27 protein-coding genes are annotated in these 25,733 nt (G+C 64.1%); 12 read left to right on the forward strand and 15 right to left on the reverse strand.

Annotated features, from left to right (window positions below):
• The first annotated feature begins 38 nt into the window (after nucleotides 1-38).
• Nucleotides 39-614: a demethoxyubiquinone hydroxylase family protein gene (locus GGR00_RS22435; protein ID WP_184701252.1), complete on the forward strand. Its 576-nt coding sequence runs from the start codon at nucleotides 39-41 to the stop codon at nucleotides 612-614.
• Here the strand turns inward: GGR00_RS22435 and GGR00_RS22440 are convergent.
• From GGR00_RS22440 to ftsE, 4 genes are all read right to left on the reverse strand, one after another.
• Nucleotides 611-1,402: a lysophospholipid acyltransferase family protein gene (locus GGR00_RS22440; protein ID WP_184701254.1), complete on the reverse strand. Its 792-nt coding sequence runs from the start codon at nucleotides 1,400-1,402 to the stop codon at nucleotides 611-613. The genes GGR00_RS22435 and GGR00_RS22440 overlap by 4 nt on opposite strands.
• A 103-nt stretch (nucleotides 1,403-1,505) precedes the next feature.
• Nucleotides 1,506-2,249: a YdcF family protein gene (locus GGR00_RS22445; RefSeq protein WP_377864393.1), complete on the reverse strand. Its 744-nt coding sequence runs from the start codon at nucleotides 2,247-2,249 to the stop codon at nucleotides 1,506-1,508.
• Nucleotides 2,250-2,311: 62 nt separating this feature from the next.
• Entirely contained in the window at nucleotides 2,312-3,313 is a 1,002-nt protein-coding gene (locus GGR00_RS22450; protein ID WP_184701256.1) for a cell division protein FtsX, read from the reverse strand.
• Nucleotides 3,306-3,965 carry a cell division ATP-binding protein FtsE gene (gene ftsE, locus GGR00_RS22455; RefSeq protein WP_055973192.1) on the reverse strand — a complete coding sequence of 220 codons (660 nt, stop codon included), beginning with the start codon at nucleotides 3,963-3,965 and terminating at the stop codon, nucleotides 3,306-3,308. The genes GGR00_RS22450 and ftsE overlap by 8 nt, the downstream gene beginning before the upstream one ends.
• Before the next feature lie 196 nt (nucleotides 3,966-4,161).
• Between ftsE and GGR00_RS22460 the strand changes: the two genes are divergently transcribed.
• From GGR00_RS22460 to GGR00_RS22470, 3 genes are all read left to right on the forward strand, one after another.
• Nucleotides 4,162-4,800, forward strand: coding sequence for a hypothetical protein (locus GGR00_RS22460; RefSeq protein ID WP_343065616.1), 639 nt, complete (start codon nucleotides 4,162-4,164; stop codon nucleotides 4,798-4,800).
• A gap of 9 nt (nucleotides 4,801-4,809) precedes the next feature.
• Entirely contained in the window at nucleotides 4,810-5,352 is a 543-nt protein-coding gene (gene hpt / locus GGR00_RS22465) for a hypoxanthine phosphoribosyltransferase (RefSeq protein ID WP_055973186.1), read from the forward strand.
• 68 nt (nucleotides 5,353-5,420) lie between these two features.
• Entirely contained in the window at nucleotides 5,421-5,822 is a 402-nt protein-coding gene (locus tag GGR00_RS22470; protein ID WP_184701258.1) for a response regulator, read from the forward strand.
• Here GGR00_RS22470 and GGR00_RS22475 read toward each other — a convergent pair.
• On the reverse strand, nucleotides 5,789-6,733 hold the full coding sequence (locus GGR00_RS22475; protein ID WP_055973180.1) for a DMT family transporter: 945 nt from the start codon (nucleotides 6,731-6,733) through the stop codon (nucleotides 5,789-5,791). The two genes, GGR00_RS22470 and GGR00_RS22475, sit on opposite strands and share 34 nt — an antisense overlap.
• A 317-nt stretch (nucleotides 6,734-7,050) precedes the next feature.
• Here GGR00_RS22475 and GGR00_RS22480 point away from each other — a divergent pair, with 317 nt between their 5' ends.
• On the forward strand, nucleotides 7,051-7,911 hold the full coding sequence (locus GGR00_RS22480) for a LysR substrate-binding domain-containing protein (protein ID WP_184701260.1): 861 nt from the start codon (nucleotides 7,051-7,053) through the stop codon (nucleotides 7,909-7,911).
• Between the two features lie 27 nt (nucleotides 7,912-7,938).
• On the forward strand, nucleotides 7,939-8,634 hold the full coding sequence (locus GGR00_RS22485) for a glutathione S-transferase family protein (protein ID WP_343065617.1): 696 nt from the start codon (nucleotides 7,939-7,941) through the stop codon (nucleotides 8,632-8,634).
• A gap of 43 nt (nucleotides 8,635-8,677) precedes the next feature.
• Here the strand turns inward: GGR00_RS22485 and GGR00_RS22490 are convergent, their stop codons facing one another.
• The 4 genes from GGR00_RS22490 to argH form a co-directional block, all read right to left on the reverse strand.
• Nucleotides 8,678-11,251: a TIGR02302 family protein gene (locus GGR00_RS22490; RefSeq protein ID WP_184701262.1), complete on the reverse strand. Its 2,574-nt coding sequence runs from the start codon at nucleotides 11,249-11,251 to the stop codon at nucleotides 8,678-8,680.
• A 299-nt stretch (nucleotides 11,252-11,550) separates the two neighbouring features.
• Nucleotides 11,551-12,819: a diaminopimelate decarboxylase gene (gene lysA, locus GGR00_RS22495; protein ID WP_184701264.1), complete on the reverse strand. Its 1,269-nt coding sequence runs from the start codon at nucleotides 12,817-12,819 to the stop codon at nucleotides 11,551-11,553.
• A 30-nt stretch (nucleotides 12,820-12,849) separates the two neighbouring features.
• A complete protein-coding gene (locus tag GGR00_RS22500) occupies nucleotides 12,850-13,056 on the reverse strand; it encodes a lipoprotein (RefSeq protein WP_055973168.1) in 207 nt (68 codons plus the stop codon).
• Between the two features lie 70 nt (nucleotides 13,057-13,126).
• Nucleotides 13,127-14,527: an argininosuccinate lyase gene (argH, locus tag GGR00_RS22505; protein ID WP_184701266.1), complete on the reverse strand. Its 1,401-nt coding sequence runs from the start codon at nucleotides 14,525-14,527 to the stop codon at nucleotides 13,127-13,129.
• Between the two features lie 33 nt (nucleotides 14,528-14,560).
• Here argH and tlpA point away from each other — a divergent pair, with 33 nt between their 5' ends.
• The 6 genes from tlpA (at nucleotide 14,561) to GGR00_RS22535 (ending at nucleotide 21,125) form a co-directional block, all read left to right on the forward strand.
• Complete coding sequence (gene tlpA, locus GGR00_RS22510) at nucleotides 14,561-15,256, forward strand: thiol:disulfide interchange protein TlpA (protein WP_055973162.1); 696 nt, start codon at nucleotides 14,561-14,563, stop codon at nucleotides 15,254-15,256.
• A 355-nt stretch (nucleotides 15,257-15,611) separates the two neighbouring features.
• Complete coding sequence (ugpB, locus tag GGR00_RS22515) at nucleotides 15,612-16,922, forward strand: sn-glycerol-3-phosphate ABC transporter substrate-binding protein UgpB (RefSeq protein WP_055973155.1); 1,311 nt, start codon at nucleotides 15,612-15,614, stop codon at nucleotides 16,920-16,922.
• A 173-nt stretch (nucleotides 16,923-17,095) separates the two neighbouring features.
• Entirely contained in the window at nucleotides 17,096-17,980 is an 885-nt protein-coding gene (ugpA, locus tag GGR00_RS22520; protein WP_055973152.1) for a sn-glycerol-3-phosphate ABC transporter permease UgpA, read from the forward strand.
• 189 nt (nucleotides 17,981-18,169) lie between these two features.
• Nucleotides 18,170-19,018 (forward strand): sn-glycerol-3-phosphate ABC transporter permease UgpE, encoded by an 849-nt coding sequence (gene ugpE / locus GGR00_RS22525; protein WP_055973148.1) that lies wholly within the window; start codon nucleotides 18,170-18,172, stop codon nucleotides 19,016-19,018.
• Nucleotides 19,018-20,064, forward strand: a complete 1,047-nt coding sequence (gene ugpC, locus GGR00_RS22530; RefSeq protein WP_055973144.1) for a sn-glycerol-3-phosphate ABC transporter ATP-binding protein UgpC — start codon at nucleotides 19,018-19,020, stop codon at nucleotides 20,062-20,064. The genes ugpE and ugpC overlap by 1 nt, the downstream gene beginning before the upstream one ends.
• A 257-nt stretch (nucleotides 20,065-20,321) precedes the next feature.
• Entirely contained in the window at nucleotides 20,322-21,125 is an 804-nt protein-coding gene (locus tag GGR00_RS22535; RefSeq protein ID WP_184701268.1) for a GGDEF domain-containing protein, read from the forward strand.
• A 6-nt stretch (nucleotides 21,126-21,131) separates the two neighbouring features.
• On the opposite strand, the gene GGR00_RS22540 is transcribed toward GGR00_RS22535, so the two are convergent.
• From GGR00_RS22540 to GGR00_RS22565, 6 genes are all read right to left on the reverse strand, one after another.
• Nucleotides 21,132-22,013 (reverse strand): 3-hydroxybutyryl-CoA dehydrogenase, encoded by an 882-nt coding sequence (locus GGR00_RS22540; RefSeq protein WP_055973141.1) that lies wholly within the window; start codon nucleotides 22,011-22,013, stop codon nucleotides 21,132-21,134.
• A 111-nt stretch (nucleotides 22,014-22,124) separates the two neighbouring features.
• Nucleotides 22,125-23,054 (reverse strand): electron transfer flavoprotein subunit alpha/FixB family protein, encoded by a 930-nt coding sequence (locus tag GGR00_RS22545; RefSeq protein ID WP_055973138.1) that lies wholly within the window; start codon nucleotides 23,052-23,054, stop codon nucleotides 22,125-22,127.
• 24 nt (nucleotides 23,055-23,078) lie between these two features.
• Entirely contained in the window at nucleotides 23,079-23,828 is a 750-nt protein-coding gene (locus GGR00_RS22550; RefSeq protein ID WP_055973135.1) for an electron transfer flavoprotein subunit beta/FixA family protein, read from the reverse strand.
• A gap of 222 nt (nucleotides 23,829-24,050) precedes the next feature.
• Nucleotides 24,051-24,839, reverse strand: a complete 789-nt coding sequence (locus GGR00_RS22555; protein WP_055973132.1) for a rhomboid family intramembrane serine protease — start codon at nucleotides 24,837-24,839, stop codon at nucleotides 24,051-24,053.
• Nucleotides 24,840-24,926: 87 nt separating this feature from the next.
• Nucleotides 24,927-25,508, reverse strand: coding sequence for a cob(I)yrinic acid a,c-diamide adenosyltransferase (locus tag GGR00_RS22560; RefSeq protein WP_055973129.1), 582 nt, complete (start codon nucleotides 25,506-25,508; stop codon nucleotides 24,927-24,929).
• A gap of 6 nt (nucleotides 25,509-25,514) precedes the next feature.
• A complete protein-coding gene (locus GGR00_RS22565) occupies nucleotides 25,515-25,709 on the reverse strand; it encodes a twin transmembrane helix small protein (protein ID WP_055973126.1) in 195 nt (64 codons plus the stop codon).
• Between the last annotated feature and the right edge of the window lie 24 nt (nucleotides 25,710-25,733).

The raw sequence follows: 25,733 nt of genomic DNA on the forward strand, positions 1-25,733 counted from the left end.
CAGTGATATCAAGGGAGCATCGTGTTCGGGGGACATCGATGCTGCTGCCTGCCGGTACTGACAAGATCACGATTCAGCGCATCCTCAAGGTCAATCACGCCGGGGAGCGTGCCGCAATCAACATCTACGGCGCCCAGATCGCGATCGCGCGGCGGTTCTTTCCAACGATTTCGCCCGAGCTGGAGAGAATGCGCGCCGACGAGATCGTTCACGCCACGATATTCCGCGATGCCATGCCGGCTCGCGACACACGGCCATGCCGCGTCATGAAGTTCTGGAGTCTCGGCGGCTATGTCCTTGGCCTGATAACGTCGGCTCTCGGGCCCCAGATGGTCTGGCTCTGCACCGAGGCGGTCGAAGCCACCGTCCATCGTCATCTCGAAGAGCAGCTCCGTTTCCTGAAGGGGCGCGACGAGGGGCTGCATGCAGCGATCCTTGGCATTCAGGAAGAGGAACTGGCGCATCTGGAGGTCGCGCGAGCACGCCGATCGTCAAAGGGGCTGCTATACGGCCTGGCCTATGGCGTCATTGCTGCCGCGACCAGTTCGATGATCTGGCTGTCGACCTGGGGCGATACAAGCTGGATGAAGCGCGAGCTCGAGGGCAGCCGCTAGCTCCTAACCTCGACGCCGAGTTCCCTGAGCCGCTTCACCGCCGTGGGCGGCATCGGCGGCGGGTTGTTGGATCTCGCAGCCTCGATCAGGAATTCGTCGCAGGCGGCCTCGGTTTCAGCGACCAGCCGCGACATGAATTCTTCGCGGCTCAGCCCGGCAGGGATCGGCTTGAGGAATCGGGCCTTGATGGTGCCGGGGAAGCGCAGGAATTTGCGGCGCGGCCAGTACAGCCCGGCGACGTGGGCGACCGGCACCACAGGCATGTTGAGCGCCGCATAGAGCTCGGCGATGCCCCACTTGTAGGCCGGTTCGTCTCCCGGCGCTCGGCGCGTGCCCTCGGGGTAGATGATCAGCTGCCGGTCGTGCTGCATTTCCTTGCGGGTCGCCACAACGACTGCCTTCAGGGCCGCTGAGCGCTTGCCGCGGTTGACCGGGATCATCTTCATCTTGGCGATGTACCAGCCGAAGAACGGGATCCACATCAGCTCGCGCTTGAGGATGTAGAGCGGGTCGCGCAGGTAGGGGAAGAAGGCGATGGCGTCCCAGAACGACTGGTGCTTGGGCGCCAGGATGAACGAGCCTTCGGGCAGGTTCTCCACGCCCGAAATCTCGCTCTTCGTACCGGCGATCTTTTCCTGCAACCACAGGCTCGTGCGCGCCCAGAACTTAGGCACGAACCAGGCGCGATGGCGCGGCGACAGGAAGTAGTAGGGCGTCCACAGGATCATCTGGACGACCAGGCTGACATAGAAGACGAAGTTGAATGCCAGCGAGCGGATTTGGAGCATTGTCGAGGAGCGCCTGAGGACGGAATTTGCCGTTGGTTACACCAAGCCGTCGAAAAAGGAAAACGGCGCTTGGCGCCGTTCACATATCGAGCTGAGTGGAAAGCTAGTCGGCAGCTTCGGCCTGGACGACGAGCACGCCATCGGCCGTCGGCTTGACCGGCACGATGCCGCGGGCCAGCGCCAGCAGGTACTTGTTGTATTCGGTGAACAGCACGCGGAACGCTTCGGGCTTGGTCAGCCAGCGCCCTTCGTCGAGCTTGGAGTTGACGACCGGATAGGGCTCGAGGCTGGCGTTACGCAGCAGCCGTCCCATTTCCAGCAGGCTGCGCGGCATATGGTAGTTGTTGGTGACGAGGATGACGCGCTCGTAGTCGTGGCTGACGACCCACTTTGCGCTTTCTTCGGCATTGCCGATGGTGTCGAGCGCGGCGCGGTCGATGTCGACGCGGTTGAACAGCGACTTGTCGCTGCCGGTCGCGACCTGCAACTGGCGGCGCGTCGCAGAAGGATGCACGCCGCTGATCAGAAGGCGTTCGCCCTTGCCCGCCTTGAGCAGGCCCAGTGCCGCATCGAGCCGCGATTGGCCGCCGGTCAGGACGATGATGGCGTCGGCCTTCTCTGGGTTCGCAGGCGTGCTCATGCCGCTGACATGGACGGCAAAGAAACCGAACCCGCCGGTGAAGATGACGGCGAATGCCACGAGGATGAACAGAATGCGGCGCAAAAAGATCGTTCTCCGGCGCAGCTTGCGCCCGGCCGGGTAGATCCTCGTTCCTGAAACCGACCCCGAAGCAGCGAGCGCGTTCTGTCCCATTACGAAGCCATCGTTATGCAGGGAATGCGGCATTTACAGCGCCGTATTATGCACATTGGGTGACATTTTGACATCATTCGTGATGACGGCATGGTCTACATCCCGTCCGGCTGGTGCAGGTCCATGTCGCCGAGGTGGCGGACGACGGTAAAATGCGAGGTGGCGGCGGTCAGCCCGCCGATGACGGCGACGATGACGGCGACGCCGAGATAGCCGTTGGCACCGATGGCGAAGTCGCCGAACAGCGCCGTCGCCTGGTCGGCTTCCGGCGTCGCCAGGTTGCGCGACGACCACCAGGAAAAGATGATGAACACGATGACAGCGGCCGCGCCGCCGGCGGCCGCGCCCTTCATGCCGGTCAGCAGGAAGTGGCGGCGGAATTCGCTGGCGATGAAGCGCGCCTCGGCACCAACGAAATGCAGCACCTCGATGATGTGGCCGTTGCCGGCCATGGCGCCGCGAGTGGCAAACACCACCGAAAGCACAGTTGCCGCCAGCATCAGGATCAGGACGCCCGTGCCGATGGTGACGGTGGTCCGCGCCATCGCCACCAGCCGGTCGACCCAGGTCCGGTGGTCGTCGAGCGAAGCTGTCGGGACCTTCGGCGTGATCGCCTCGCGCATGGCCTGGAAATCGGGCGGGTTGTTCTCGTCGATGGTCACGATCACCAGCCGCGGAACCGGCAGTTCGTCGATGTTCAGCCCAGAGCCGAGCCAGGGTTCGAGCAGGCGGGCCGTCGCGTCGCGGTCGACGATCCGGGTCGAACGTACCCCGGGGAACTCGCCGGCGATGCGGGCGGCGGTCTCGAGTGCCGCGTCCATGTCGAGCCCGTCGGCGGGCTTGATCTGGATGGTCGCCTCGCGCGAGATCTGGTTCTCCCATACCGAGGCGGTGTCGCGCACCAGCGTGACTGCCCCCAGTGTCAGGCACGACAAGAACGTCATGATGGCGATGACCAGCACCAGCGCCCGGCCGGCGATGTTCTGGGACGGCACGATGGGCGCCGTCTTGCGCTGCAGGCGAGGGGCCGGCTGCTGCATCGGCGCATCTTCGAATTCCTCGTCGTGGTCCCGGGTGTCGGCGGGGGCTTCAGTCATAGATGTCGAGCTTTCCGCCGGCCAGAATCATGCGCCGGGCGTCGACCTGGTCCATCAGGCCGAGGTCGTGGGTGGCGATGACCACTGCGGTGCCGAGCCGGTTGAGTTCGATGAACAGCCTGAGCAGGCGCCGGGCCAGCGGCGGATCGACATTGCCGGTAGGCTCGTCGGCCAGTAGGATTTCCGGTTGCTCGATCAGGGCGCGGGCAATCGCGGCACGCTGCTTTTCGCCGCCGGAAAGCACCGGCGGCAGCACATGCATGCGTTCGCCCAGGCCGACCCATTTCAGCAGTTCGATGACGTCGGTGCGGTAGCTCGCTTCCTCGCGCCCGCGCACGCGCAAAGGCAGCGCCACGTTCTCGTAGGTGGTCATGTGGTCGAGCAGGCGGAAATCCTGGAACACGACGCCGATGCGGCGGCGCATCAGCGGCAGCTCGGCGCGCGAAATGCGGGTGCGGTCCTTGCCGAAGACGCTGATCAGCCCGCGCGTCGGCTTGAGCGACAGAAACAGCAGGCGGAGCAGGGTGGTCTTGCCTGCACCGGAAGGCCCGCTCAAAAACTGGAACGAGCGCTCGGGAATGTGGAAGGAGACATCGCGCAGGATCTCCGGTCCCATTCCGTATCTGAGGCCGACATTCTCGAATCGGATCACGTGCTGCAGACCTTGGGTTCTCGATCCCGATGATTTTTCTCGGGACCCCGGCCGCCCGTTTCTATGAAACGACCTTGGGTCCGCATGGTTAACGGACGGTTAAGTTTCCGTCCCGGGTGGGGCTCGAAAGCACCTCGGTGGCGAAGCATTAACCATTTCCGTTTACCCCCTCTCGGCAAAATGTCTAAGGGGTCTGATGGCTGAGCAGCGGAAAGCACGCCCGGTTTCCGGCGAAATCATGGCCGCCGACGCCCGCGACACATTCGCCCAGCCGATAGCTGTGGATTCGACAGACATCGTCGATGCGGATTTCGAGGTCGTCGAGCGTTCCCATGCACGCAACGAATCAATCGACGACCAGCCGGCCTTCCCTGGCTCGGCGGCTTCGGCCGGCGGAATGGAAATGCTGCGGGCAACGCGGGCAGCCCGGGATTCGAGCTCCGCTCGTGGTGGCCCGGTGTTCTGGATCGCCGGCATCTCATTGGCGGCAATGGCCTTCTGGGTATCCGGCGGCCATGCGGTCGTGCGTGGAGCGGCACTTCCGCTCGCCTGGCAGGGGTCTTCCCTGCGTATCGCCGAGGTCATGTCGCGGGTCGACAGCTCGGGCCGCAGGCCGGTGCTGCTCGTCGACGGGGCGGCGTTCAACGATGGCAAGGCGGCTGCGCCATTGCCGCCGATCGACATCGCCGTTGCGGCAAACGACGGCAAGATCCTGCGCTACAGGCTGGGGACAGGCGCCGATCCAGTGGCGCCCGGCGCAAGATGGGACTTTTCGAGCCGGCTCGAGGTGCCTATGAACGGGATAAGGACCGTCACGGTCGCTTTCTCGGAATAGGATGATGTCATGCCCGTTGTGCGCGACAAGGAAATCGAAGTGCTGTTCTCCGCCTCGGCGATCGCACGGCGCAATCTCGAACTCGCCAAGGACATCGCGGCGCACGACTACACCGACCTGCTGGTCATCTCGGTGCTCAAGGGCTCGTTCATTTTTGCCGCCGACCTGATCCGTGCCATGCACGATGTCGGCCTGTCGCCGGAAGTCGAGTTCATCTTCATCTCCAGCTACGGCGCCGGCACGACCAGCGGCGAGGTCCGAGTGCTGCGCGACATCGACAACGAGGTCAAAGGACGCGACGTGCTGTTGATCGACGACATCCTCGAATCGGGCAAGACGCTGAAGTTCACCCGCGAGCTGATGATGTCGCGCGGCGCCAAGAGCTGTTCGATCGCCGTGCTGCTCGACAAGCGCATGCGCCGCAAGACCGACCTCGATGCCGACTATGTCGGCTTCGACTGCCCGGACTACTTCGTCGTCGGCTACGGCATGGATGTGGCGCACGCTTTCCGCGAGCTGCCCTTCGTCGGCGTCGTCAAGGGCGAAGACTGATCCGCGACGGAATACAAATCTCGTCGGCCTTCAGAAATCGTCAACCTGTCGCGGCAAATATCGCCGCCATGGCAAAGCTTCTGATCGTTGAGGACGACGAGTCCGTCCGCACTCTCGCTGCCCGCGCGCTCGAACGCGCCGGCCACATTGTCGATGTCGCCTGCGACGGTGCGCAGGGACTCGACTGCATCCATGCCGAAAAGGGCGCCTTCGACCTGATCGTCTCCGACATCCGCATGCCGGAGATGGACGGCATCGAGATGGCGCAGGCAGCCGCCGCCGCCTTTCCGGGGCTGCCGATCCTTTTGATGACGGGCTATGCCGACCAGCGCGAACGCGCCGAGGAACTCGACGCGATCATCGTTGACGTCGTGCAGAAGCCGTTCACGCTTGCCGACATCCGCGACCGCGTCTCGCTGGCACTGGCCAGGACGGGTCAGTCGGCCGCAGCATTCGCCGGCGCCGCCTGAGGCGAGCGGCCACCGACATTCAGTGCGAAGATGCCGGCGCCGACGATCAGCAGGGCGCCGATGATCGTGCCGCTGTCCGGGATCTCGGTGAAGAACAGGAAGCCCCACAGCGGTGCCCACAGCAGGCCGGTATACTCGAACGTTGCCGCCTTGTTGGCGGGGGTGAGCCGGTAGGCCTGGCCCAGCAGGATCATGCCGACCGCGGCAATGACGCCGCAGGCACCCATCATCAGGAAATCGCGCAGGCTCGGCCAGACCCAGGGCCGCATCAGGAAGTCGAGGCTGGGGTGCCCGGTCTGGCTGAAGCCCGTTGCCGAGAATGTGGCGCCGATGGCGACTGCGCCGACGAGATAGGCGGCGTTCTGGTAGAAGGCCATGGTGGTGGCGCTTTCGGTCACCCCGATCTTGCGCGCCATCAATTGCGAAAAGCCATAGAGGAAGGCCGAGACCAGCGACAGCAACGCGGCCCACTCGAAAATCCCGGCACCCGGATTGACCATCACGACGACGCCGATCAGGCCGACCGCGCCGGCAACGAGGCTCTGCCACGGCACCCGTTCGCCGAGATAGGGGCCGGCCATCGTCATGATCAGCAGCGGCGCCAGGAAAAACAGCGCCGCCGCATCGGCGATCGGCAGGGCCGGGATCGCCAGATAGTAGGCGCAGTAGGAAATGAACAGGATCGACGAGCGCGACGCCAGGAAGCGCCAGTTCGGCGAGGCCAGCGCGCCCAGGCCAACGTCGCGATGAACGATCAAAAGCAGGATCGGCAGGGCCACGACGGCGCGGATCAGCAGCGCTTCGCTGACCGGATAGGTTCCGGCCACGGCCTTGATCAGTGCATCCTGGATCGAAAACACCAGCACGCCCAGGCACAGGCACAGGATGCCGAGAAGCGTTCTGTTCTGCATGGTCTCCGTCAGTCCGTCGCATGAAATGATCGGACAGTTCTATAGCGAGACGCGGCGCCGGAAGAGCGCTTGTCTCGGCCGGCTGTTGGTCCAGCGTTGCAGCATCCTGAGCTACCAGCGGCCATGCGCCGGCCAAAAAAATACCCGCCGTGAAATCCGCGGCGGGTGAAAGTGAGGACGGTACTTACCAGTCCGTAGCCGCATCTAACGGCCACCTTCCAATGGGTGGCCGGACTATCCATTGACGTTTGACACAATGCAAACGAATTGGAATGATGGCAGTCATTAGAATTCCTTATGTCTGATGGTGCCAAGCCATGACCCTTCGCCTCGACAGCGATCTCTTGCGTACGTTCCTGGCGGTAGCGGAAAGCGGCAATTTCACCCGCGCGGCGGAGACTGTCGGGCGCACCCAGTCCGCGATCAGCATGCAGATCAAGCGGCTCGAGGAGGTTGTCGGCGAAGTCCTCTTCGAACGCGGCGCGCGCGGCGTGACGCTGACGCAGCGTGGCGGCGACCTCGTCGAGAACGCCCGCCGCATCGTCATGCTGCTCGATGAAACAGCGTCGTCGATGCGGTCGGCACCGCTCGGCGGCCCGGTCAGGATCGGCCTGCCGGAAGAATACGGGCAACCCGTCCTGTCGCGGGCGCTGGGGGCATTCGCCAAGCGCCACGCCCAGGTGGAAGTGACGGTACGGTTTGGTTATTCGGTCTCCCAACTGGCCGCGCTTGCGGCCGGAGAGCTTGACCTGGCTGTCGTTTTCGAATGGCAGGCGCCTTCCGGCGTCGAGGTGCTGATGCACGACCCGACCGTCTGGGTGACCTCGAATCACCATGACCTGCATCAGGAGCGGCCGCTGCCGGTCGCCATCTACACCCGCGAGGGCTGGTGTCGCGAACTGGCGCTCCGCTCGCTCGACCAGCGCGGCATCGACTACCGGTTCGCCTATACCAGCGACACCACGAACGGGCTGACCCTTGCGGTCACCGCGGGCCTCGCCGTGGCGCCGATCGCGCGCAGCAACATACCGGCCGACTGCCGGGAACTGACGGCAGCCGAAGGCTTCGGTCCGATCGACACGACAAGGGTCGTGCTGCATCGCAATCCGCGCGCCGTCAGCGAAGCCGTCGACGCCATGGCGGACGCTATCCGCGACGCTTTCCATCAGCGGCGCTGATCCCGGGCCTGGTGGATGGATCCTGTCATGGCTCCTGACAAAATGCTGTCAGGAGGTCAGGGCTATGGTGACGACGTAGCAAACGAGGAGGAAGGCATGATCACTTTCTACCATGCGCCATGGTCGCGCGCGTCCAACATGCTGTGGCTGCTCGAGGAGCTCGGCGCGCCCTACCAGATCGAGAAGGTCGATATCCGCGCACCTGGCGGGGTGCCCGAGGAATACCGGGCGATCCAGCCGAACAAGAAAGTCCCGGCGATCGTCCATGACGGCGTCCTTGTCACCGAGCGGGCGGCGATCTGCACCTATCTCTGCGACGCCTTCCCCGAAGCGGGCCTCGCGCCTGCCATCGGCGACAAGATGCGCGCACCCTATTTGACCTGGCTGGTCTATGCTGACTCGGTATTCGACCCGGTCCTGGCGGCCAAGGCGCATGGCCACGAGTTCATGGGCAGCGGTTATTCCTACGGCTCGTTCAGCGAAATGATCGCCAATCTGGAACGCACGCTGTCGTCGCGGCCCTACATCGCCGGCGACCGCTTCACCGCGGCCGATACCCAGATCGGCGGCGGCATCAATTTTGGTACGCAGGTGCTGAAGGTGCTGCCCGAGAAGCCGGTGTTCAAGGACTATGTCGACAGGCTGATTGCCCGGCCGGCCTTCCAGCGCGCCAGCCAGAAGGACCTCGCCATGGCGCGCGAGGCCGGGATGGTGCCGGGCTGAGACGCGCGGCCCTGACACAGCCTGCGCCGCTGCCTGAGGCGAGCTACTTCAGCTCAAGCAGCCTTTCGAGATAGCTGCGCTCCAGCTCGGGGCTCAGCGCATTGCCAAGCCGCTTGCGGATGGCATCGAGAATCTGGCGCGCGCGCTGGACGTCGATCTCGTCGGGCACCTTCACCGAATCGCCGAAATCGGGGCCGGTGGTGGCGCGAGGACGGCCGAGCGGGTCACGGTCGGCGTTCTGCTGGCGGCCGCCTTCCTCGCTGCCGCCCTGGTCGCCCTGCATGGCCTGCATCTGCTGCATCATGTCCTGCGCGCCCTTGCGCAGGGCCTCCAGCGCACGACCCTGGTGGCCGACGGCGCGGTCGCCTTCGCCCTTGCCGAGCGCACCCTCGGCCTGGTTCATCGATTCGCCGGCATCGCCGAAACCTTCGCCCGGCTTGATGCCCATGCCCTCAAGCCCCTTCATCAGCGCTTCGAGGTCTTTCTCCAACTGCCCCTGGCCCTGCTGAAGCTGCTTGAGCGCATCGGCAAATTCCTGCGGCGTCATCGGCTTGCCCTGCTGGCCTTTGCCTTGCTGGCCCTGTTGCTGCTGGCCGGGTTCGCCGTTGTCGCCAAACGGATCTTCCTGCTGCTGCTGGCCGCGCTGCATCTGGTCCATGCGGAACGTCTCGTTCATCATCTCCTGCTGGCGCCGCATGATTTCGCCGAGCTTATCCATCTGCTGGCGCATCTCGGAGTTCTGCTGGCCCTGCTGGCCTTGCTGGCGCCGCCCTGCCTGCAGGTTGTTCATCATGTCCTGCAACTGCGACAGCAACTCGCGGGCCTGGTCGCGGTTGCCCGATTTGGCCAGGTTTTCGATCTGGTCGAGCATGCGCTGGAGGTCGCTCTGGCGCAGCTCCTGGCCCGGCGCCTGGTTCTGGGCAGTCTGGTTCTGCTGGTTGCGTTCGGCAAATTCGCGCAGAAAATCGTTCATGGCGTCGCGCAGCTCGGCCATCAGCTTGTCGATTTCCTCGTCGCTGGCGCCGCGTTCGAGCGCATCCTGCAACGCCTGCTGGGCCTGGCGCAGGCGCTTCTCCGCCGCCGACAGGTCGCCTTCCTCGATGCCGAGCGCGACCTGCCAGAGATAGGTCACGACCTCGCGCAGCTGGTCGTCGGAGCCGGCCATCTTCAGCCGCGCCCGCGCGCTCATCAGGGCGAGATAGTGCGAAAGGTTGTCGATCGTGTCTTCGGGCCTGAGCGTGATCGCGTCCATCAGGTCGAGCACGCGCGGCTTGGCGTTGGCGTCGAGCGCCAGCAGCCGCCGCTGTTCGATCACCGCCCGGGCAAGCGGGTTGGTGAAGGGCTTTTCGGGCAGGATGATCGTCTTGGTTTCGCTTTTCGCCTCCTGGCCGGCGTCGTCCACGGCGTGCAGCGTGAGCTTCACCGACGTGCCTGCCCAGACATGCTCGGTCAGGTCGCGCGTCGCCTTCACCGGCTTTTTCGCAGCGCCCCGGCGCGGCAGCGAAAGCGGCATTTCGGGCGCACCGTAGAGCGGGCGGGCATCTGGCGACTGCTCTTCGGCAAGCGCGAAGCCGGCCTTGGCCGAAGCGGCGCCGTAGTCATCCTCAATGTTGTAGGTCAGCTCCAGCGTGCCATTGACGGCGCGCTTGGGCTCGCCGACGAAGCTGATCTTCGGCGGATTGTCAGCGACTACGGTGAAGGCCCAGCTGTCCAGCTCGTCGTTGCCGGATTTCAGCGTCAGCGTGCCTTCGGCGGTCAGCTTGTCGGCAAACTGCCGCACGGTGGCGACCGGGCCTGCCGTTGCCGGCTTGGCCGGATCGGCCTTTGGGCCGCTCGGCGCGATATCGCGGACCTCGCCCTTGGCATTGGTGTAGGCGAGGGTTTCCTCGCCGCTGCCACCGGTCACCCGCAGCGACAGCTCGCTGCCTTCCGGCACGCTGATGACGGCTGCGTCCTTGCTGGCGTCGGCGGTCAGGAAGATCGGTGCCTTGCCGGTGTAGGTCGGCGGCGTCACCCAGGCGTCGATGCGCGGCGGAACAGCGTCGCGCGCCGCATGCGCCCGGAAGGCGTCGCCGATGCGGCCGCCGGTCGGCCCGAACGAGAAGGCGAAGGCGCAGACCAGCAGCAAGGCGGCCGCTGCCCGCAGCGCCCATGGGTCGCGCTCCGGCACGTTGGTGCGCGGCATGTCACCGCCCAGGGCGCCCAGCCGCTCGGCCATGCGCTTTTGGTGCTCGCGCCACAGGGCGTCGGCAAAACCGTCCGTCTTGCCCGAGGGCCGGTCGGTCTGGACCTGCACCGGCGTGTGCAGCAACCGGTTGGCGTGTTCGAGGCGGCTGTCGATCTCGGCCCAGGAGGGCAGGCGGAAAAACCGCAGCGGATAGAGCGAGGCGAGGCCGGCAATCCCAAAGGCCGCGATCAGCGCCAGCCGCGCCATGTCGGGCAACAGGCGGAACAGTCCAAGCCATGACAGGCTGAGGAAAAGACTGGCGACGACAAGCACCGGCAGCATCAACGGCCAGCCGCGCTCGACGATCATGGTCGCGCCAATGGCCAGGCGCGTCTTGCCCAGTCTGGCGGCGATGTCGCGATGCAAAGCTGATCTGGTCGGTTCCGTCATCGGCCCTTCCGCTTGGGCGGCGCGGGATGCGGCCACCTGCCTATGGCAGAATACCATCAATCACGGCGAAGGCGAGGCGACCAACGCAATCGTGAAAGATCAATTGAGTGCGGTTGGTCGGTCATGCGTCCTTCGACAAGCTCAGGATGAGGACCGTTTGGGCTATCGCCGTCTCGACGCACCGTTCAGGTCGTACTGCTCAAATCGAACTCTTCAACGTGAACGCTGTCAGTACCAACGGTCCTCATCCTGAGCTTGTCGAAGGACGCACGACCGAGCAACCGTTCTCAGTCAAAGACTTAAGCCAACCAGTCCGGCACAGAATCGAGGCCGATCAGTTCTTCATAGGTCTGGCGCTTGCGGATGACGTGGAAGCGGTCGCCGTCGACCAGCACTTCCGGCACCAATGGCCGTGTGTTGTAGGTGCCTGCCTGGACCGCGCCATAAGCGCCGGCGGTGCTGACCGCGATCAGGTCGCCCGACTCGAGCCTGGGCAGGTCGCGGTCGAGGCCGAGGAAATCGCCGGTCTCGCAGACTGGCCCGACGATGTCGACCGTCATGCGCGGCGCATCGGCCTTGGCCTGCAGCACCGGGCGGATGTCGTGATAGGCGTCGTAGAGCGTCGGCCGGATCAGGTCGTTCATCGCGGCGTCGACGATCAGGAAGTTCTTGGCGTCGCCTTCCTTCACGAAGATCACTTCGGACACCAGGATGCCGGCATTGCCGACGATCAGGCGACCCGGCTCGAACATCACCTTGAGGCCGAGCTTGCCGACATGCTTGTGCACGATCTGGGCATAGGCGTCGGGCAGCGGCGGCGGCGAGTTGTCGGTCTTGTAGGGAATGCCCAACCCGCCTCCGAGATCGACATGGTCGATGGCGTGGCCGTCGGCGCGCAGTGTCGCGACCAACTCGACCAGCAGCGCAAAGGCGTCGTCGAAGGGCTGCAACTCGGTGATCTGGCTGCCGATATGCATGTCGATGCCGGTCACCTTGAGACCGGGCAGGCTTGCTGCGCGGGCATAAACCTCGCGCGCATGCTGGCGCGGGATGCCGAACTTGTTTTCGGCCAGGCCGGTCGAGATCTTCTTGTGCGTCTTGGCATCGACGTCGGGGTTGATGCGCAGCGACACGGGGGCCGTCTTGCCGTTGGCCACAGCACGGGCCGAAAGCAATTCGAGCTCCGGCTCGGATTCGACATTGAAGCACAGGATGCCGGCCTGCAGCGCGAAGTCCATTTCTCGCGCGGTCTTGCCGACGCCGGAAAACAGGATCTTGTTGGCTGGAATGCCCGCGGCCAGCGCGCGCCGCATCTCGCCTTCGGACACCACGTCGGCGCCGGCGCCGAGCCTGGCCAGGGTCTTCAGCACGGCCTGGTTGGAGTTTGCCTTCATGGCATAGCAGACCAGCGAGTCGAGATCGGCGAAGGCTTTGGAGAAGACGTTGAAGTGACGCGTCAGCGTTGCCGTCGAATAGCAATAGAATGGGGTGCCGACTGTCCGGGCAATGTCGGTCAGCGCCACGTCTTCGGCGTGCAGGACGCCGTCACGATAGTCGAAATGGTTCACGGCACGGGCTTTCGAAAGGTGGAATGCGGCTCAGAGCAGCGGGTCGAGGATGAAAGGCTTGTCCTCGACCGGTTTCTGCGGTGCGGCCGTCGCTGGCTGGCCGGCCTTCTGCGCGTCTTTCTGCGCCTGCACCGCGGCTTCGTAGGGCGTGTCGAGACCGCTCTTGCGGCCGCAGGCCGAAACCATGCCGACCGCCGCGATCAGCCCAAGCGTCACCAAAATCCTGCCAGCGGTCATGACCCATCCATCCGAGAAAATTTCCCCGCCGCTTGTAGCGGAGATTTTTGCTCATTGCACCCCGGCTCGATCAAGCTTTCGTCAGGCGCTTCTTCCAGTAGCGGATCTGCTTCTTCACCTCCGCAGGCGCCGTGCCGCCGAAGGACGTGCGGCTCTTCACCGAGTTCTGCACCGACAGCACCGAGAAGATGTCGTCGGTGATGCCGTCGTGGATCGACTTGAGGTCGTCGAGGCTGAGCTTTTCCAGGCCCATCTTCTTGCTTTCGGCCAACGCCACGGCACGACCGGTGACGTGATGGGCCTCGCGGAACGGCATGCCGAGCGTGCGCACCAGCCAGTCGGCGAGGTCGGTCGCCGTCGAATAGCCGGAGCCGGCGGCGCGCTTCATCGCCTGGTCGTTGATGGTCATGTCGCCGACCATGCCGGTCATGGCGGCGACCATCAGGTCGAGCGTCTCGGCAGCGTCGAACACCGCTTCCTTGTCTTCCTGCATGTCCTTGGAATAGGTCAGCGGCAGGCCCTTCATCACCGTCAGGAGGCCGATCAGGTGGCCGTTGACGCGGCCGGTCTTGGCGCGCACCAGTTCGGCGGCGTCGGGGTTCTTCTTCTGCGGCATGATCGACGAGCCGGTCGAATAGCTGTCGGACAGGCGCACGAAGCCGAATTGCGGCGTCGACCAGATGACGATCTCCTCGGCGAGGCGCGACAAATGCGTGGCGCAGATCGCCGCGATCGACAGGAATTCGAGCGCGTAGTCGCGGTCGGAGACGCTGTCGAGCGAGTTGCGGGTCGGCTCGCGGAAGCCGAGCGCCCTGGCCGTCCTGAAGCGGTCGATCGGGAAGCCGGTGCCGGCGAGCGCCGCAGCCCCCAGCGGGCTCTCGTCCATGCGCTCGATGGCATCGCGGACGCGGCCGAGGTCGCGCGAGAACATCTCGACATAGGCCATGCAGTGGTGGCCAAAGGTCACCGGCTGCGCCGTCTGCAGATGGGTAAAGCCGGGCATGACCGTCGAGGCGTGCTGTTCGGCGCGCTCAAGGAAAGCCGCGATCAGGCCCTTCAGCGCCTCGGCGACGCGGTGGAACTCGTCCTTGACCCAGAGCCGGAAATCGACCGCCACCTGGTCGTTGCGCGAGCGCGCGGTGTGCAGGCGGCCGGCCGCCGGGCCGATCAACTCGGCGAGGCGCGCCTCGACATTCATGTGGATGTCTTCGAGCCGGGTCGAAAACTCGAACTTGCCGTCCTCGATTTCTCGCAGGATCGTGTTCAGGCCGTGAGCGATTTTCCGTTGATCGTCGGTCGAAATAATGCCCGTTTCCGCCAGCATCTCGGAGTGGGCGACGGAACCTCGGATGTCCTGGGCGTAGAGCTTCTTGTCGAAGCTGATCGAGGCGTTGATGGCCTCCATGATCGCGGCCGGGCCCGAGGCAAAACGTCCGCCCCACATCTGGTTGCTGGCCTTCTTGTCGCTCATCGTGATACCGGGCTCCGGAGAAAAATTGAACAGATGTCGGACCGCAGAAAAATGATCCCCGCGCCACGCCATATCATCCTCGCCGCCGTTGCAGGCGTGATCGCCGGCGCGGTCGCGGTATATGTCAGCAGCACCCTTCCTGGCAACAACGCCCCTTCGCCGCAGGTCGCCGCCGACACGAACGCGGAAGCCAGCGCCGAGGACAAGGTTTGTGCCGCCAAGGCAGACATCGCCAAGGCTATCGGCGCCGCAGCCACAGGCCAGGTCGCGGCGATGATGCCGGCCGATCCGCCCCAGTCGCTGAAGAAGCTCGCCTTCAACGATTCTGAGGGCAAGCCGATGACGGTGGCCGATCATGCCGGCCGCACGCTGCTGATCAATCTCTGGGCCACATGGTGCGCGCCGTGCCGCGCCGAGATGCCGGCGCTCGATGCGCTGGAGCGCGAGATGGGCGGCGAGAACTTCGAGGTCGTGGCGGTCAATGTCGACACCGGCGACGACACCAAGCCGAAGAAGTTCCTCGACGAGATCAGCATCACCTCGCTCGGCTACTACAGGGACAACACGCTCGCCGTCTTCAACGACCTCAAGAAGCGCGGGCTGGCGCTCGGCCTGCCGGTGACGCTGCTGGTTGACGGCGAAGGCTGCCTGCTCGCCAATATGAACGGCCCGGCCGAATGGGCGAGCCCCGACGCCAAGAAGCTGATCGAGGCCGCGCTGGCCAAATAGACTGGCGTATCCACACACGTTTATCTTCTTGCTCCTGCAATTCTAGATTGCATGATTTGGCGGCGTATCTTTCGTGGTTTTCATCCGCGAAGGGTGCCTCGTGGCATATCCATTCCATTTCAACCCTTTCATTAGCCGGCGTTGCCGGCAGTTGAGTTGGGTCTAATTCTCGGCAAATTTCTTTCGTTTTCCGGAAAACCGAAATCTTGTCATATGGTTGTAGGGAAAGCGAAATCGAAGCGAGCCAAATGTGATCGTCATACGATCTCTACAAAACTGTTGTAGCGCTGTCATAATCCGACAATACTGCTCCCCGCGGAACTAAACATTTCGCCAACCAGAACGGGAGCGAGACATGAAGACCCTAGGCTTCGCGGCCGGTGTTGCCGCCACCATGACGCTGTTGTCCAGCACCTCCGCCTTCGCCGTCACCGAGATTTCATGGTGGCACGCCATGACCGGCGCGAACAACGAGGTCGTCGACCAGCTTTCCAAGGAATTCAACGAGAGCCAGAGCGAATACAAGGTCGTTCCGGTCTTCAAGGGCACCTATCCCGAGACGCTGAACGCCGGCATCGCCGCGTTCCGCGCCAAGCAGCCGCCGACGATCATGCAGGTCTTCGATGCGGGCACCGGCACGATGATGGGCGCCGAAGGCGCCATCAAGCCGGTGGCCGAAATCCTGTCGATGGGCGGCCAGGCCTTCGACAAGAGCCAGTACCTGCCGGGCATCGTCGCCTATTATTCCAAGCCCGACGGCACTATGCTGTCGTTCCCGTACAATTCGTCCTCGCCGATCCTCTACTACAACAAGGACATCTTCCAGAAAGCCGGCCTCGACGTCGACAACCCGCCCAAGACCTGGGGCGAGGTATGGGACGCCGCCAAGAAGATCAAGTCGAGCAGCGCAGCCCCCTGCGGCTTCACCTCGACGTGGCTGACCTGGATCCACACCGAGAATTTTGCCGCGTGGAACAACCTGTCCTACGGCACCAATGAGAACGGCATCGGTGGCACCGACGTCGAGCTCAAGATCAACGCTCCGGCCTTCGTCAAGCACTTCCAGGAACTGGCTGACCTCGCCAAGGATGGCACCTTCAAGTACGGCGGCCGCACCTCCGAGGCCAAGCAGATCTTCCTCGCCGGCGAATGCGGCATCTTCACCGAATCCTCGGGCGGCCTGGGCGACATCGTCAAGTCGGGCATGAACTACGGCACCGGCCAATTGCCCTACGAGGCGGATGCCGCGGGTGCGCCGCAAAACACCATCCCGGGCGGTGCTTCGCTGTGGGTCTTCGCCGGCTTGCCGGACGAGCAGTACAAGGGCGTCGCCGCCTTCTTCAACTTCCTGTCGCAGACGCCGATCCAGGCACGCCTGCACCAGGTCTCGGGCTACCTGCCGGTCACGCTTGCGGCCTATGAAGAGACCAAGAAGTCGGGCTTCTACGACAAGAACCCGGCCCGCGAGATCCCGATCAAGCAGATGATGGGCAAGGAGCCGACCGAGAACTCGAAGGGCGTCCGCCTCGTCAACCTGCCGCAGGTCCGCGACATCGAGAACGAAGAGCTCGAGAAGATGCTCGCCGGCCAGCAGACCGCCCAGCAGGCGCTCGACAACACGGTTGCGCGCGGCAACAAGGCGATCCAGGAAGCGATCGGGAACTGATCCCGCTCGTCTGCTCGGAATTGCCCCCCACCCTTACCCTCTCCCCGTGAAAAACGGGGAGAGGGGGCATCCACGTTCCCGCTTGTCCCTTCTCCCCGTCCTTTACGGGGAGAAGGTGCCGGCAGGCGGATGAGGGGCGGCATCAACGCCTGACGTCTGTCACGAGGCCCTCATTGTCCCCACGCGTCGTCTTCCCCAACAAGATCCTGCCTTACCTGCTGGTTGCGCCGCAGCTGGCGATTACGCTGATCTTCTTCTATTGGCCGGCCAGCCAGGCGCTGCGCCAGTCGATGCTACGGGAAGACCCGTTCGGCCTGTCGTCGAAATTCGTCTGGTTCGCCAATTTCAAGAAGGTCCTGTCGGACCCCAACTACCTGAATTCGATCCAGGTCACGGCGGTGTTTTCGATCGCCACCGCGGCCGTGGCCATGGGCACGGCTCTGCTGCTTGCGGTCATGGCGGAAAAGGTCATCCGCGGCCGCGGCGTCTACCGCACGCTGATGATCTGGCCCTATGCGGTCGCGCCGGCCATCGCCGGCATGCTGTGGCTGTTCCTGTTCAACCCGTCTATCGGCTCGCTCGCCTACGGCCTGCGCTGGCTCGGCATCAACTGGGACCCGCTGCTCGACGGCGAGCAGGCGATGGCCCTGGTCGTCGCCGCCGCCTCATGGAAGCAGATCAGCTACAATTTCCTGTTCTTCGTCGCCGGCCTGCAGGCGATCCCGAAGACCTTGATCGAGGCGGCAGCCATCGATGGCGCCAAGCCGACCAAGCGGTTCTGGACGATCGTCTTTCCGCTGCTCGCGCCGACCACCTTCTTCCTGCTGGTGGTCAACACCGTCTACGCCTTCTTCGACACCTTCGGCATCATCCATGCCGTCACGGGCGGCGGACCGGGCAAGGCGACCGAGACACTGGTCTACAAGGTCTACAATGACGGCTTCGTCAATCTCATCCTCGGCGACTCGGCTGCCCAGTCGGTGATCCTGATGGTCATCGTCATCGCGCTCACCGCCATCCAGTTCCGCTATGTCGAGAAGAAGGTGCATTATGGGTGAGACGATCTTTTCTTCTCGCCTTGCGGGAGAAGGTGGCCGAGTGCAGCGAGGTCGGATGAGGGGTGTTCAACAGAACACAGGCCTTCGTCCTTCAGACTTTTTGGCCGGCACATTCCTGGAGTACCCCTCAGCCGTCGCCTGCGGCGACACCTTCTCCCGCAAGGGGAGAAGGGAAGGCGGCATCCGCCCATGATCGACAATTCCCCCATCCGCACCTTCATCGCCCACCTCGTGCTGGTGCTTGGCATCCTGATCGTGGCGTTTCCGATCTACTACACCTTCGTCGCCTCGACGCATTCGCTGCAGACGATCCTGAGGCCGCCGCTGCCGTTGCTGCCGGGCGATCGCTTCGTCGAGAATTATTCCGAGGCGCTGTTCGGCGGCGTTGGCCGCATCGGCGGGGTCAGCGTGGCGACTTTGCTGTTCAACACGACGGTCGTCGCGCTCGGCATCGCCATCGGCAAGATCATCATCTCGCTGCTGTCGGCCTATGCCATCGTCTTTTTCCGCTTCCCGCTCCGCATGACGTTCTTCTGGCTGATCTTCATCACGCTGATGCTGCCGGTCGAGGTGCGCATCCTGCCGACCTACAAGGTCATGGTCGATTTCGGCCTGATCGACACCTATGCCGGCCTGATCGTGCCGCTGATCGCGTCGGCAACGGCGACGTTGCTGTTCCGCCAGTTCTTCCTCACCATCCCGGGCGAACTGGTCGAGGCCGCGCGCGTCGACGGAGCCGGGCCGTGGCGCTTCTTCTGGGATATCCTGCTGCCGCTGTCGCGCACCAACATCGCGGCACTGTTCGTCATCCTGTTCATCTACGGCTGGACGCAATATCTCTGGCCGCTGCTCGTCACAAACCGCAACGACATGAACACCATCGTCATCGCGCTGAGGAAGATGATCTCCTTCGCCGATGCCGACACCGAGTGGCATCTGGTGATGGTCACCTCCATGCTGGCCATCGTGCCGCCCATCCTGGTCGTGGTGCTGATGCAGCGCTGGTTCGTCCGCGGCCTCGTCGATACGGAGAAATAATGGCAACCGTCGATCTCAAGGACGTCAAGAAGGTCTATCCCGGCGGGGTCGAGGCGGTGAAGGGCGTTTCCATCGCCATACCCGACAAGCAGCTGTGCGTGCTCGTCGGGCCGTCCGGCTGCGGCAAGTCCACGCTGTTGCGCATGATCGCCGGGCTGGAAACGATCTCGGCCGGCACCTGCTCGATCGATGGCAAGGTGGTCAACGCCATCGGCCCGACCGAACGCGACATCGCCATGGTGTTCCAGAACTATGCGCTCTACCCGCATATGAAGGTCTACGACAACATGGCCTATGGCCTGCGCAACCGCGGTATGCCGAAGGACGAGATCGACAAGCGCGTGCGCGCCACCGCGCAGACGCTGGAACTTGCCCATCTGCTCGAGCGGCGTCCGCGCGAATTGTCAGGCGGCCAGCGCCAGCGCGTCGCCATGGGCCGGGCCATCGTGCGCAGCCCCAAGGTCTTCCTGTTCGACGAACCCCTCTCCAACCTCGACGCCAAGCTGCGCGGCCAGATGCGCGTCGAGATCAAGAACCTGCAGCGCCAGCTCGGCGTCACCTCGGTCTACGTCACCCACGACCAGCTCGAGGCGATGACGCTGGCCGACGTGCTGGTGGTGATGAATGCCGGCCTCGTCGAACAGCTGGGCGCGCCGCTCGACATCTACGAGAAGCCGGCGTCGACCTTCGTTGCCTCGTTCATTGGCGCGCCGCCGATGAACCTCCTGCCGCTGCGCAGCGGCCAGCTCGAGGGTGCTGTCTCATTGCCGGCAATACCCACCAATGCCGCCACCATCGGCTTCAGGCCGGAGGATTGCGAAGTCGGGGCCGACGGCGCCGCGGCGGAGGGTGGGCTCCGCCTGATGGCCCGGGTGCAGGGTGTCGAGCCGGTCGGTGCAGAGAGTTTTCTCTACTGCGAGGCCGCCGGCGGACGCATCGTCGTTCGCGTGCCCGGCCGCACCGCCGTGGCGGTGGGCGATCAGTTGCCGGTGCTCACGCGACGCGAGAAGCTGCATTTTTTCGGCGGCGACGGCAAGCGGGTCTGATTTGCAAAGGCTGCCAGGTGGTGCGTCCTTCGACAGGCTCAGGATGAGGGGCGTCGGCGCGGACACTCCCTTTCACCCCAGCTAGCTTCGCGGTTGCGCACACGGTCCTCATCCTGAGCCTGTCGAAGGACGCACCACCCGGCAATCGCAACCGACAAGCTGACGATTGCCGGATCGCTCGCATTTGAGTGCCGGCGCTAACCCCTTGTTCATGTCGCTCGACCCAATATCGATGCAAGATCAAGGAGGTGGCAGCATTGCGGGCATCTTTGAAGAAGCTGTCGTGGAATGCGTGGCTGCAACTGGCCGGCTGGACGGTGTTCGGGACGCTCGGCTGCGTCGCGTTCTCGCTCGCCGTCACCTTCGTGCTTTTCAAGAATGCCGGCGCCGAGGTCTTCGATCTTGTTCTGATCGAGGCGACCGTGGTGCCGATCCTTCTGGCGGCGCCGCTGTTCTTCTATCTGACGCTGAAATTGCGCGAACTGGCGATCGTCAATCACAAGCTCGTCGTTGCGGCATCGACCGATGCCCTGACCGCCTGTCTCAACCGGGGCGCATTCTCCAGTCGCGTCAACGACGTGCTGGCGCGCGAGATCGAGCGCCGCAACCAGCGCACCATGGGCGCGCTGCTGGTCATCGATGCCGACCACTTCAAGTCGGTCAACGACAGTTTCGGCCATGCCGAAGGAGATCAGGCGTTGCGTGTCATCGTTGCCGCGATCCAGCCCTGCCTGCGCTCGGACGACATGCTCGGCCGCCTCGGCGGTGAGGAATTCGCCGTCTTCCTGCCGGGCGCGTCACCCGTCAATGCCGCCGACATCGCCGAACGCATTCGTCGTTCGGTGGCGGAGGCGTCGTTCCAGCCTGCCGGCCGGATTCATCGGCTGACGGTCAGTGTCGGCGGGGCGGTGTTCAACAGGCCGGTCGGCTTCGAGGAGCTGTTCCGGGTCGCCGACCTGCATCTCTACGAAGCCAAGGGTGCGGGGCGCAATCGCGTCGAGCTTGCGCCGATGCCGCCGGACCAAACGCCCGGCTGGTATGCACCCAACCTCCTGAACTGACGGTCGTCAGCGCGTCGGGACCGGATGCTCGCCGCGATAGTCGTAGAAGCCGCGTCCGGTCTTGCGGCCGAGCCAGCCGGCCTCGACATATTTCACCAAGAGCGGGCAGGGGCGGTACTTCGAGTCCGACAGCCCGTCATGCAGCACCTGCATGATCGACAGGCAGGTGTCGAGGCCGATGAAGTCTGCGAGCTGCAGCGGGCCCATCGGATGGTTGGCGCCGAGCTTCATCGCCGTGTCGATGGCCTCGACGGTGCCGACCCCCTCATAGAGCGTGTAGATCGCTTCGTTGATCATCGGCAGAAGGATGCGGTTGACGATGAAGGCCGGGAAGTCTTCCGACACCGTCACCGTCTTGTCGAGGTGGCGGACATAGGCCTTGGCCGTCTCGAAGGTCTTGTCCTCGGTGGCGATGCCGCGCACCAGTTCGACCAGCTTCATCACCGGAACCGGGTTCATGAAGTGGATGCCGATGAAGCGTTCCGGACGGTCGGTCTGGGCCGCCAGCCGGGTGATCGAGATGGAGGAGGTGTTGGTGGCGAGGATCGCCTCGGGGTTCAACTGCGGGCAGAGCTGCGCATAGATCTTGCGCTTGATCGTCTCGTCCTCGGTCGCTGCCTCGATGACCAGGTCGGCGCTGGCGAGGTCGGCCATGGCAGGCGCCGAGCCGATGCGCGCCATGGCGTCCTTGCGGGCCTGGTCCTCGAGCTTGCCGGACGCGACCTGGCGCGCCAGATTGCCGTTGATGGTGGCGATGCCCTTTTCGATGCGCTCCGGCGAAACGTCGTAGAGAAGCACGCTGTAGCCGGCCAGTGCGGACACGTGTGCGATGCCGCCGCCCATCTGGCCAGCGCCGACAATGCCGATCGTCTCGATCTTACCCGTCATCACACCTATCCCGTCGCATGCTTTTTTAGTTTTGTGCAATGCAAACTAAATGGCCGGGGTAGCATTCGTCTACCCCGGCCATCACATTTTAATCCCTGACGCGAGTGGGCGTCAAAGTGCCTTTTCGAGTTCCGGCAGGACGGTAAACAGGTCGCCGACGATGCCGTAGTCTGCGACCTGGAAGATCGGCGCTTCCTCGTCCTTGTTGATGGCGACGATGACCTTCGAGTCCTTCATGCCGGCGAGGTGCTGGATCGCACCCGAGATGCCGCAGGCGATGTAGAGGTCGGGCGCCACGACCTTGCCGGTCTGGCCGACCTGCCAGTCGTTGGGGGCGTAGCCGGCGTCGACGGCAGCGCGCGAGGCGCCGACGGCAGCACCGAGCTTGTCGGCGACGGGCAGGATGACTTCCTGGAACTTCTCGGCCGAACCCAGCGCACGGCCGCCCGAGATGATGATCTTGGCCGAGGTCAGCTCCGGACGGTCGCTCTCCGACAGCTTGTTCTCGACGAAGGTCGAGAGGCCGGGATTGGCCGCGGCCGCAACAGTCTCGACCGAAGCCGAACCGCCTTCACCGGCTGCCTGGAACGAGGCGGTGCGCACGGTGATGACCTTCTTGGCGCCGATTGCCTGCACCGTCTGGATGGCGTTGCCGGCATAGATCGGGCGCTTGAAGGTATCGGCCGAGACGACCTCGATGATCTCCGAGACCTGGGCGACGTCGAGCAGGGCTGCGACGCGCGGGGCGACGTTCTTGCCGGTCGAGGTCGCGGCGGCAACGATGGTGTCGTAGTTGCCGGCGAGGCCGACGACCAGTGCTGCGGTTGGCTCGGCCAGGCGCTCGGCCAGTTCTTCGCTTTCAGCGAGCAGAACCTTGCGCACGCCTTTCAGCTTGGCGGCTGCGTCAGCGGCTGCCTTGGCGCCCTTGCCGGCGACCAGGACGTCGATGTCGGAACCGATCTTCTGGGCTGCCGACAGCGCCTTGGCGGTCTGGTCGGAGAGCGAAGCATTGTCGTGTTCGGCGATGAGGAGAATTGCCATGTGTGTGATCCCTTTCCGCTTCGCTTAGAGCACGCCGGCTTCGTTCTTGAGCTTGTCGACCAGCTCGGCCACCGTCTTGACCTTGACGCCTGCCTTGCGGCCGCCCGGCTCTTCGGTCTTCAGCACCTTGAGGCGCGGGGCGATGTCGGCGCCGAAGTCGGCTGCCGACTTCTCGTCGAGCGGCTTCTTCTTGGCTTTCATGATGTTGGGCAGCGAGGCATAGCGCGGCTGGTTGAGGCGCAGGTCGACCGTCACGATCGCCGGCATCTTGAGCGACACGGTCTGCAGGCCGCCGTCGACTTCGCGCGTCACATTGGCCTTGTCGCCAGCGAGTTCGATCTTCGAGGCAAAAGTGCCCTGGGCCCAGCCGAGCAGGGCCGCCAGCATCTGTCCGGTCTGGTTCGAATCGTCGTCGATCGCCTGCTTGCCGAGCAGCACCAGGCCCGGCGTCTCCGCCTCGACCACGCCCTTCAGCACCTTGGCGACGCCGAGCGGCTCGACGGCTTCATCGGTCTTGACCAGGATGGCGCGGTCGGCGCCCATGGCGAGTGCGGTGCGCAGCGTTTCCTGGGCCTGGGCAGGTCCGATCGAAACCACCACGATTTCCTCGACCTTGCCGGCCTCCTTGAGGCGGATCGCCTCTTCGACCGCGATCTCGTCGAACGGGTTCATCGCCATCTTCACATTGGCGAGTTCGACGCCCGAACCGTCGCCCTTAACCCGAACCTTGACGTTCGCATCGACAACCCGCTTCACCGGGACGAGAACTTTCATGGGCTGGTACCTCTCTGAACAGCGATGTGAGCCGCGCTATAGCAGCGCTCGGGCCGACGCAATTGTCGATTGCCGACATATTGGGCGGAAAAACAGACTTGATCTCGCGCTTTTGGTGGCGGGAGGGCTGCCGCAAGCGGCGGGAACGTAGTTGTGGCTAACGTTAACGTCAATATCTGCTTCAAGCTCAAATCGTTTGAAACAAACCGAGCTTTCGCGGGCTTATTGCCGGCCCCAGCGCGGTGCCGGTTGCGCCGTCGGCGGCTCCGGCGTCGCCGGCTCGGGCATGGCGGGCGCTTCGGTCTTTTCGGGGCTTGGCACGGCCTCTTCCGCATCTGCAAAGAGCGGCACGTCGCGCCTGCGCAGCACCAGCACCAGCACGGCGCCGGCAATAATGCCGCCGACATGGGCAGCCCAGCTGACCTCGTCGTCACCACCGATGGCGATCATCGTGAACTGGAACAACACCCACAGTACCAGCGGGATCCAGGCCGGAATGCGCAGCGGGATACGGGCAAAGGCGAGGACCCACACCTTCACGCGCGGATAGAGAATCAGATAGGCGACGACGATGCCGGCGATGGCGCCCGAGGCGCCGATCAACGGCGTCTGGGAATCGGGCAGGATCAGGCCATGCAGGAAAGCGCCGGCGACTGCGCAGAGCAAATAGAAGACCAGGAAGCGGAAATGGCCGAGCGCGTCCTCGACATTGTCGCCGAACACCCACAAAAACAGCATGTTGCCGCCGAGATGCAGGATGTCGCCATGCAGGAAGGAATAGGTGACGTAACTCAGCTTTTCCGGGATGATGATCAGGTCGGGAGACAGCTCGGCAAGGTCATGCACCACCGAGGGGATGTAGCCGAGGCCGAGGACCGCGGCGGTCGCGAACTCCTCGCTGCCGAGCGACGTCGCGAAATAGACGATGACGTTGATGGCGATCAGGCCGAACGTCACATATTGCAGGCGGATGTGGCGCAGCCGGTTCGAATCGTAGAGCGGAATGAACATGCGTTTCGCTTCCGCCCTCCCGGCGACAGCATCGACCCGAAATCGATTTCGGAAAGTACGATGCGCAGATTCAAGCTTTCAGGCCAATCAGCGGTTCTTGCCGGGAACCCATAGCACATCGGCTTTTCCGTTGTCATTGACCACGCGCGCGGCGACGAACAGCAGGTCCGAGACGCGGTTGATGTAGCGGATGCCTTCGCGGTTGACGTGCTCGTCCGGGTCCTGGGTGAGCGCCACCATCACGCGCTCGGCGCGCCGGGCGACCGTGCGGGCGAGGTGAAGGGCCGCCGCCGCCGGCGAGCCGCCGTTCAGAACGAAGGACCGGAGCGGGGCGAGGTCGGCGTTGAGCCGGTCGATGTCGGCTTCGATGCGCGCGGTCTGACTGGCGATGATGCGTAGCGGCTCGTAGCCGAGGTCCTTGCCGGTATCGGGCGTCGACAGGTCGGCGCCGAGGTCGAACATGTCGTTCTGGATGCGGCCGAGCATGGCGTCGATGTCGGGATTTTCGGTTGCCGTGTGCACCCGGGCCATGCCGATGCAGGCATTGGCTTCGTCGACCGCGCCATAGGCTTCGACGCGCAGGTCGGATTTCAGCCGCCGCTCGCCGCTGCCAAGGCCGGTCGTGCCGTCGTCGCCGGTACGGGTGTAGATCTTGTTGAGCTTGACCATCCCAGTTCAGCCGCCGCGTGTGAAATAGAGGGTCAGCAGGATGAACACCAGCGCCACCGCCTGCAACAGCACGCGCGCCTGCATCAGCTTGTTGGAGGCGTTGCCCGAGCCGCCGCGCAGCATGTTGATGAGGCCGCGGATCAGGACGACCACGACTGCGAACATGAAGACGACGGCGAGGATGTTGAATACGGTAGCCATTTGGGTTCCAGTTCGGTTGGCCGG

The organism is Aminobacter aganoensis, assembly GCF_014206975.1.
GTDB lineage: Bacteria > Pseudomonadota > Alphaproteobacteria > Rhizobiales > Rhizobiaceae > Aminobacter > Aminobacter aganoensis.

What these genes read in the sequence shown, in the direction of transcription:
- GGR00_RS22555 (WP_055973132.1), bottom strand. Translation starts at nt 24,839, where the DNA reads ATGTTCATTCCGCTCTACGATTCGAACCGGCTGCGCCACATCCGCCTG.
- GGR00_RS22440 (WP_184701254.1), bottom strand. Translation starts at nt 1,402, where the DNA reads ATGCTCCAAATCCGCTCGCTGGCATTCAACTTCGTCTTCTATGTCAGC.
- ugpE (WP_055973148.1), top strand. Translation starts at nt 18,170, where the DNA reads ATGATCGACAATTCCCCCATCCGCACCTTCATCGCCCACCTCGTGCTG.
- ugpC (WP_055973144.1), top strand. Translation starts at nt 19,018, where the DNA reads ATGGCAACCGTCGATCTCAAGGACGTCAAGAAGGTCTATCCCGGCGGG.
- argH (WP_184701266.1), bottom strand. Translation starts at nt 14,527, where the DNA reads ATGAGCGACAAGAAGGCCAGCAACCAGATGTGGGGCGGACGTTTTGCC.
- GGR00_RS22470 (WP_184701258.1), top strand. Translation starts at nt 5,421, where the DNA reads ATGGCAAAGCTTCTGATCGTTGAGGACGACGAGTCCGTCCGCACTCTC.
- hpt (WP_055973186.1), top strand. Translation starts at nt 4,810, where the DNA reads ATGCCCGTTGTGCGCGACAAGGAAATCGAAGTGCTGTTCTCCGCCTCG.
- GGR00_RS22490 (WP_184701262.1), bottom strand. Translation starts at nt 11,251, where the DNA reads ATGACGGAACCGACCAGATCAGCTTTGCATCGCGACATCGCCGCCAGA.
- ugpB (WP_055973155.1), top strand. Translation starts at nt 15,612, where the DNA reads ATGAAGACCCTAGGCTTCGCGGCCGGTGTTGCCGCCACCATGACGCTG.
- GGR00_RS22445 (WP_377864393.1), bottom strand. Translation starts at nt 2,249, where the DNA reads ATGCCGCATTCCCTGCATAACGATGGCTTCGTAATGGGACAGAACGCG.
- GGR00_RS22540 (WP_055973141.1), bottom strand. Translation starts at nt 22,013, where the DNA reads ATGACGGGTAAGATCGAGACGATCGGCATTGTCGGCGCTGGCCAGATG.
- GGR00_RS22560 (WP_055973129.1), bottom strand. Translation starts at nt 25,508, where the DNA reads ATGGTCAAGCTCAACAAGATCTACACCCGTACCGGCGACGACGGCACG.
- GGR00_RS22475 (WP_055973180.1), bottom strand. Translation starts at nt 6,733, where the DNA reads ATGCAGAACAGAACGCTTCTCGGCATCCTGTGCCTGTGCCTGGGCGTG.
- GGR00_RS22565 (WP_055973126.1), bottom strand. Translation starts at nt 25,709, where the DNA reads ATGGCTACCGTATTCAACATCCTCGCCGTCGTCTTCATGTTCGCAGTC.
- GGR00_RS22485 (WP_343065617.1), top strand. Translation starts at nt 7,939, where the DNA reads ATGGCTCCTGACAAAATGCTGTCAGGAGGTCAGGGCTATGGTGACGAC.
- GGR00_RS22450 (WP_184701256.1), bottom strand. Translation starts at nt 3,313, where the DNA reads ATGACTGAAGCCCCCGCCGACACCCGGGACCACGACGAGGAATTCGAA.
- GGR00_RS22435 (WP_184701252.1), top strand. Translation starts at nt 39, where the DNA reads ATGCTGCTGCCTGCCGGTACTGACAAGATCACGATTCAGCGCATCCTC.
- GGR00_RS22500 (WP_055973168.1), bottom strand. Translation starts at nt 13,056, where the DNA reads ATGACCGCTGGCAGGATTTTGGTGACGCTTGGGCTGATCGCGGCGGTC.
- GGR00_RS22480 (WP_184701260.1), top strand. Translation starts at nt 7,051, where the DNA reads ATGACCCTTCGCCTCGACAGCGATCTCTTGCGTACGTTCCTGGCGGTA.
- GGR00_RS22550 (WP_055973135.1), bottom strand. Translation starts at nt 23,828, where the DNA reads ATGAAAGTTCTCGTCCCGGTGAAGCGGGTTGTCGATGCGAACGTCAAG.
- GGR00_RS22460 (WP_343065616.1), top strand. Translation starts at nt 4,162, where the DNA reads ATGGCTGAGCAGCGGAAAGCACGCCCGGTTTCCGGCGAAATCATGGCC.
- tlpA (WP_055973162.1), top strand. Translation starts at nt 14,561, where the DNA reads ATGTCGGACCGCAGAAAAATGATCCCCGCGCCACGCCATATCATCCTC.
- GGR00_RS22545 (WP_055973138.1), bottom strand. Translation starts at nt 23,054, where the DNA reads ATGGCAATTCTCCTCATCGCCGAACACGACAATGCTTCGCTCTCCGAC.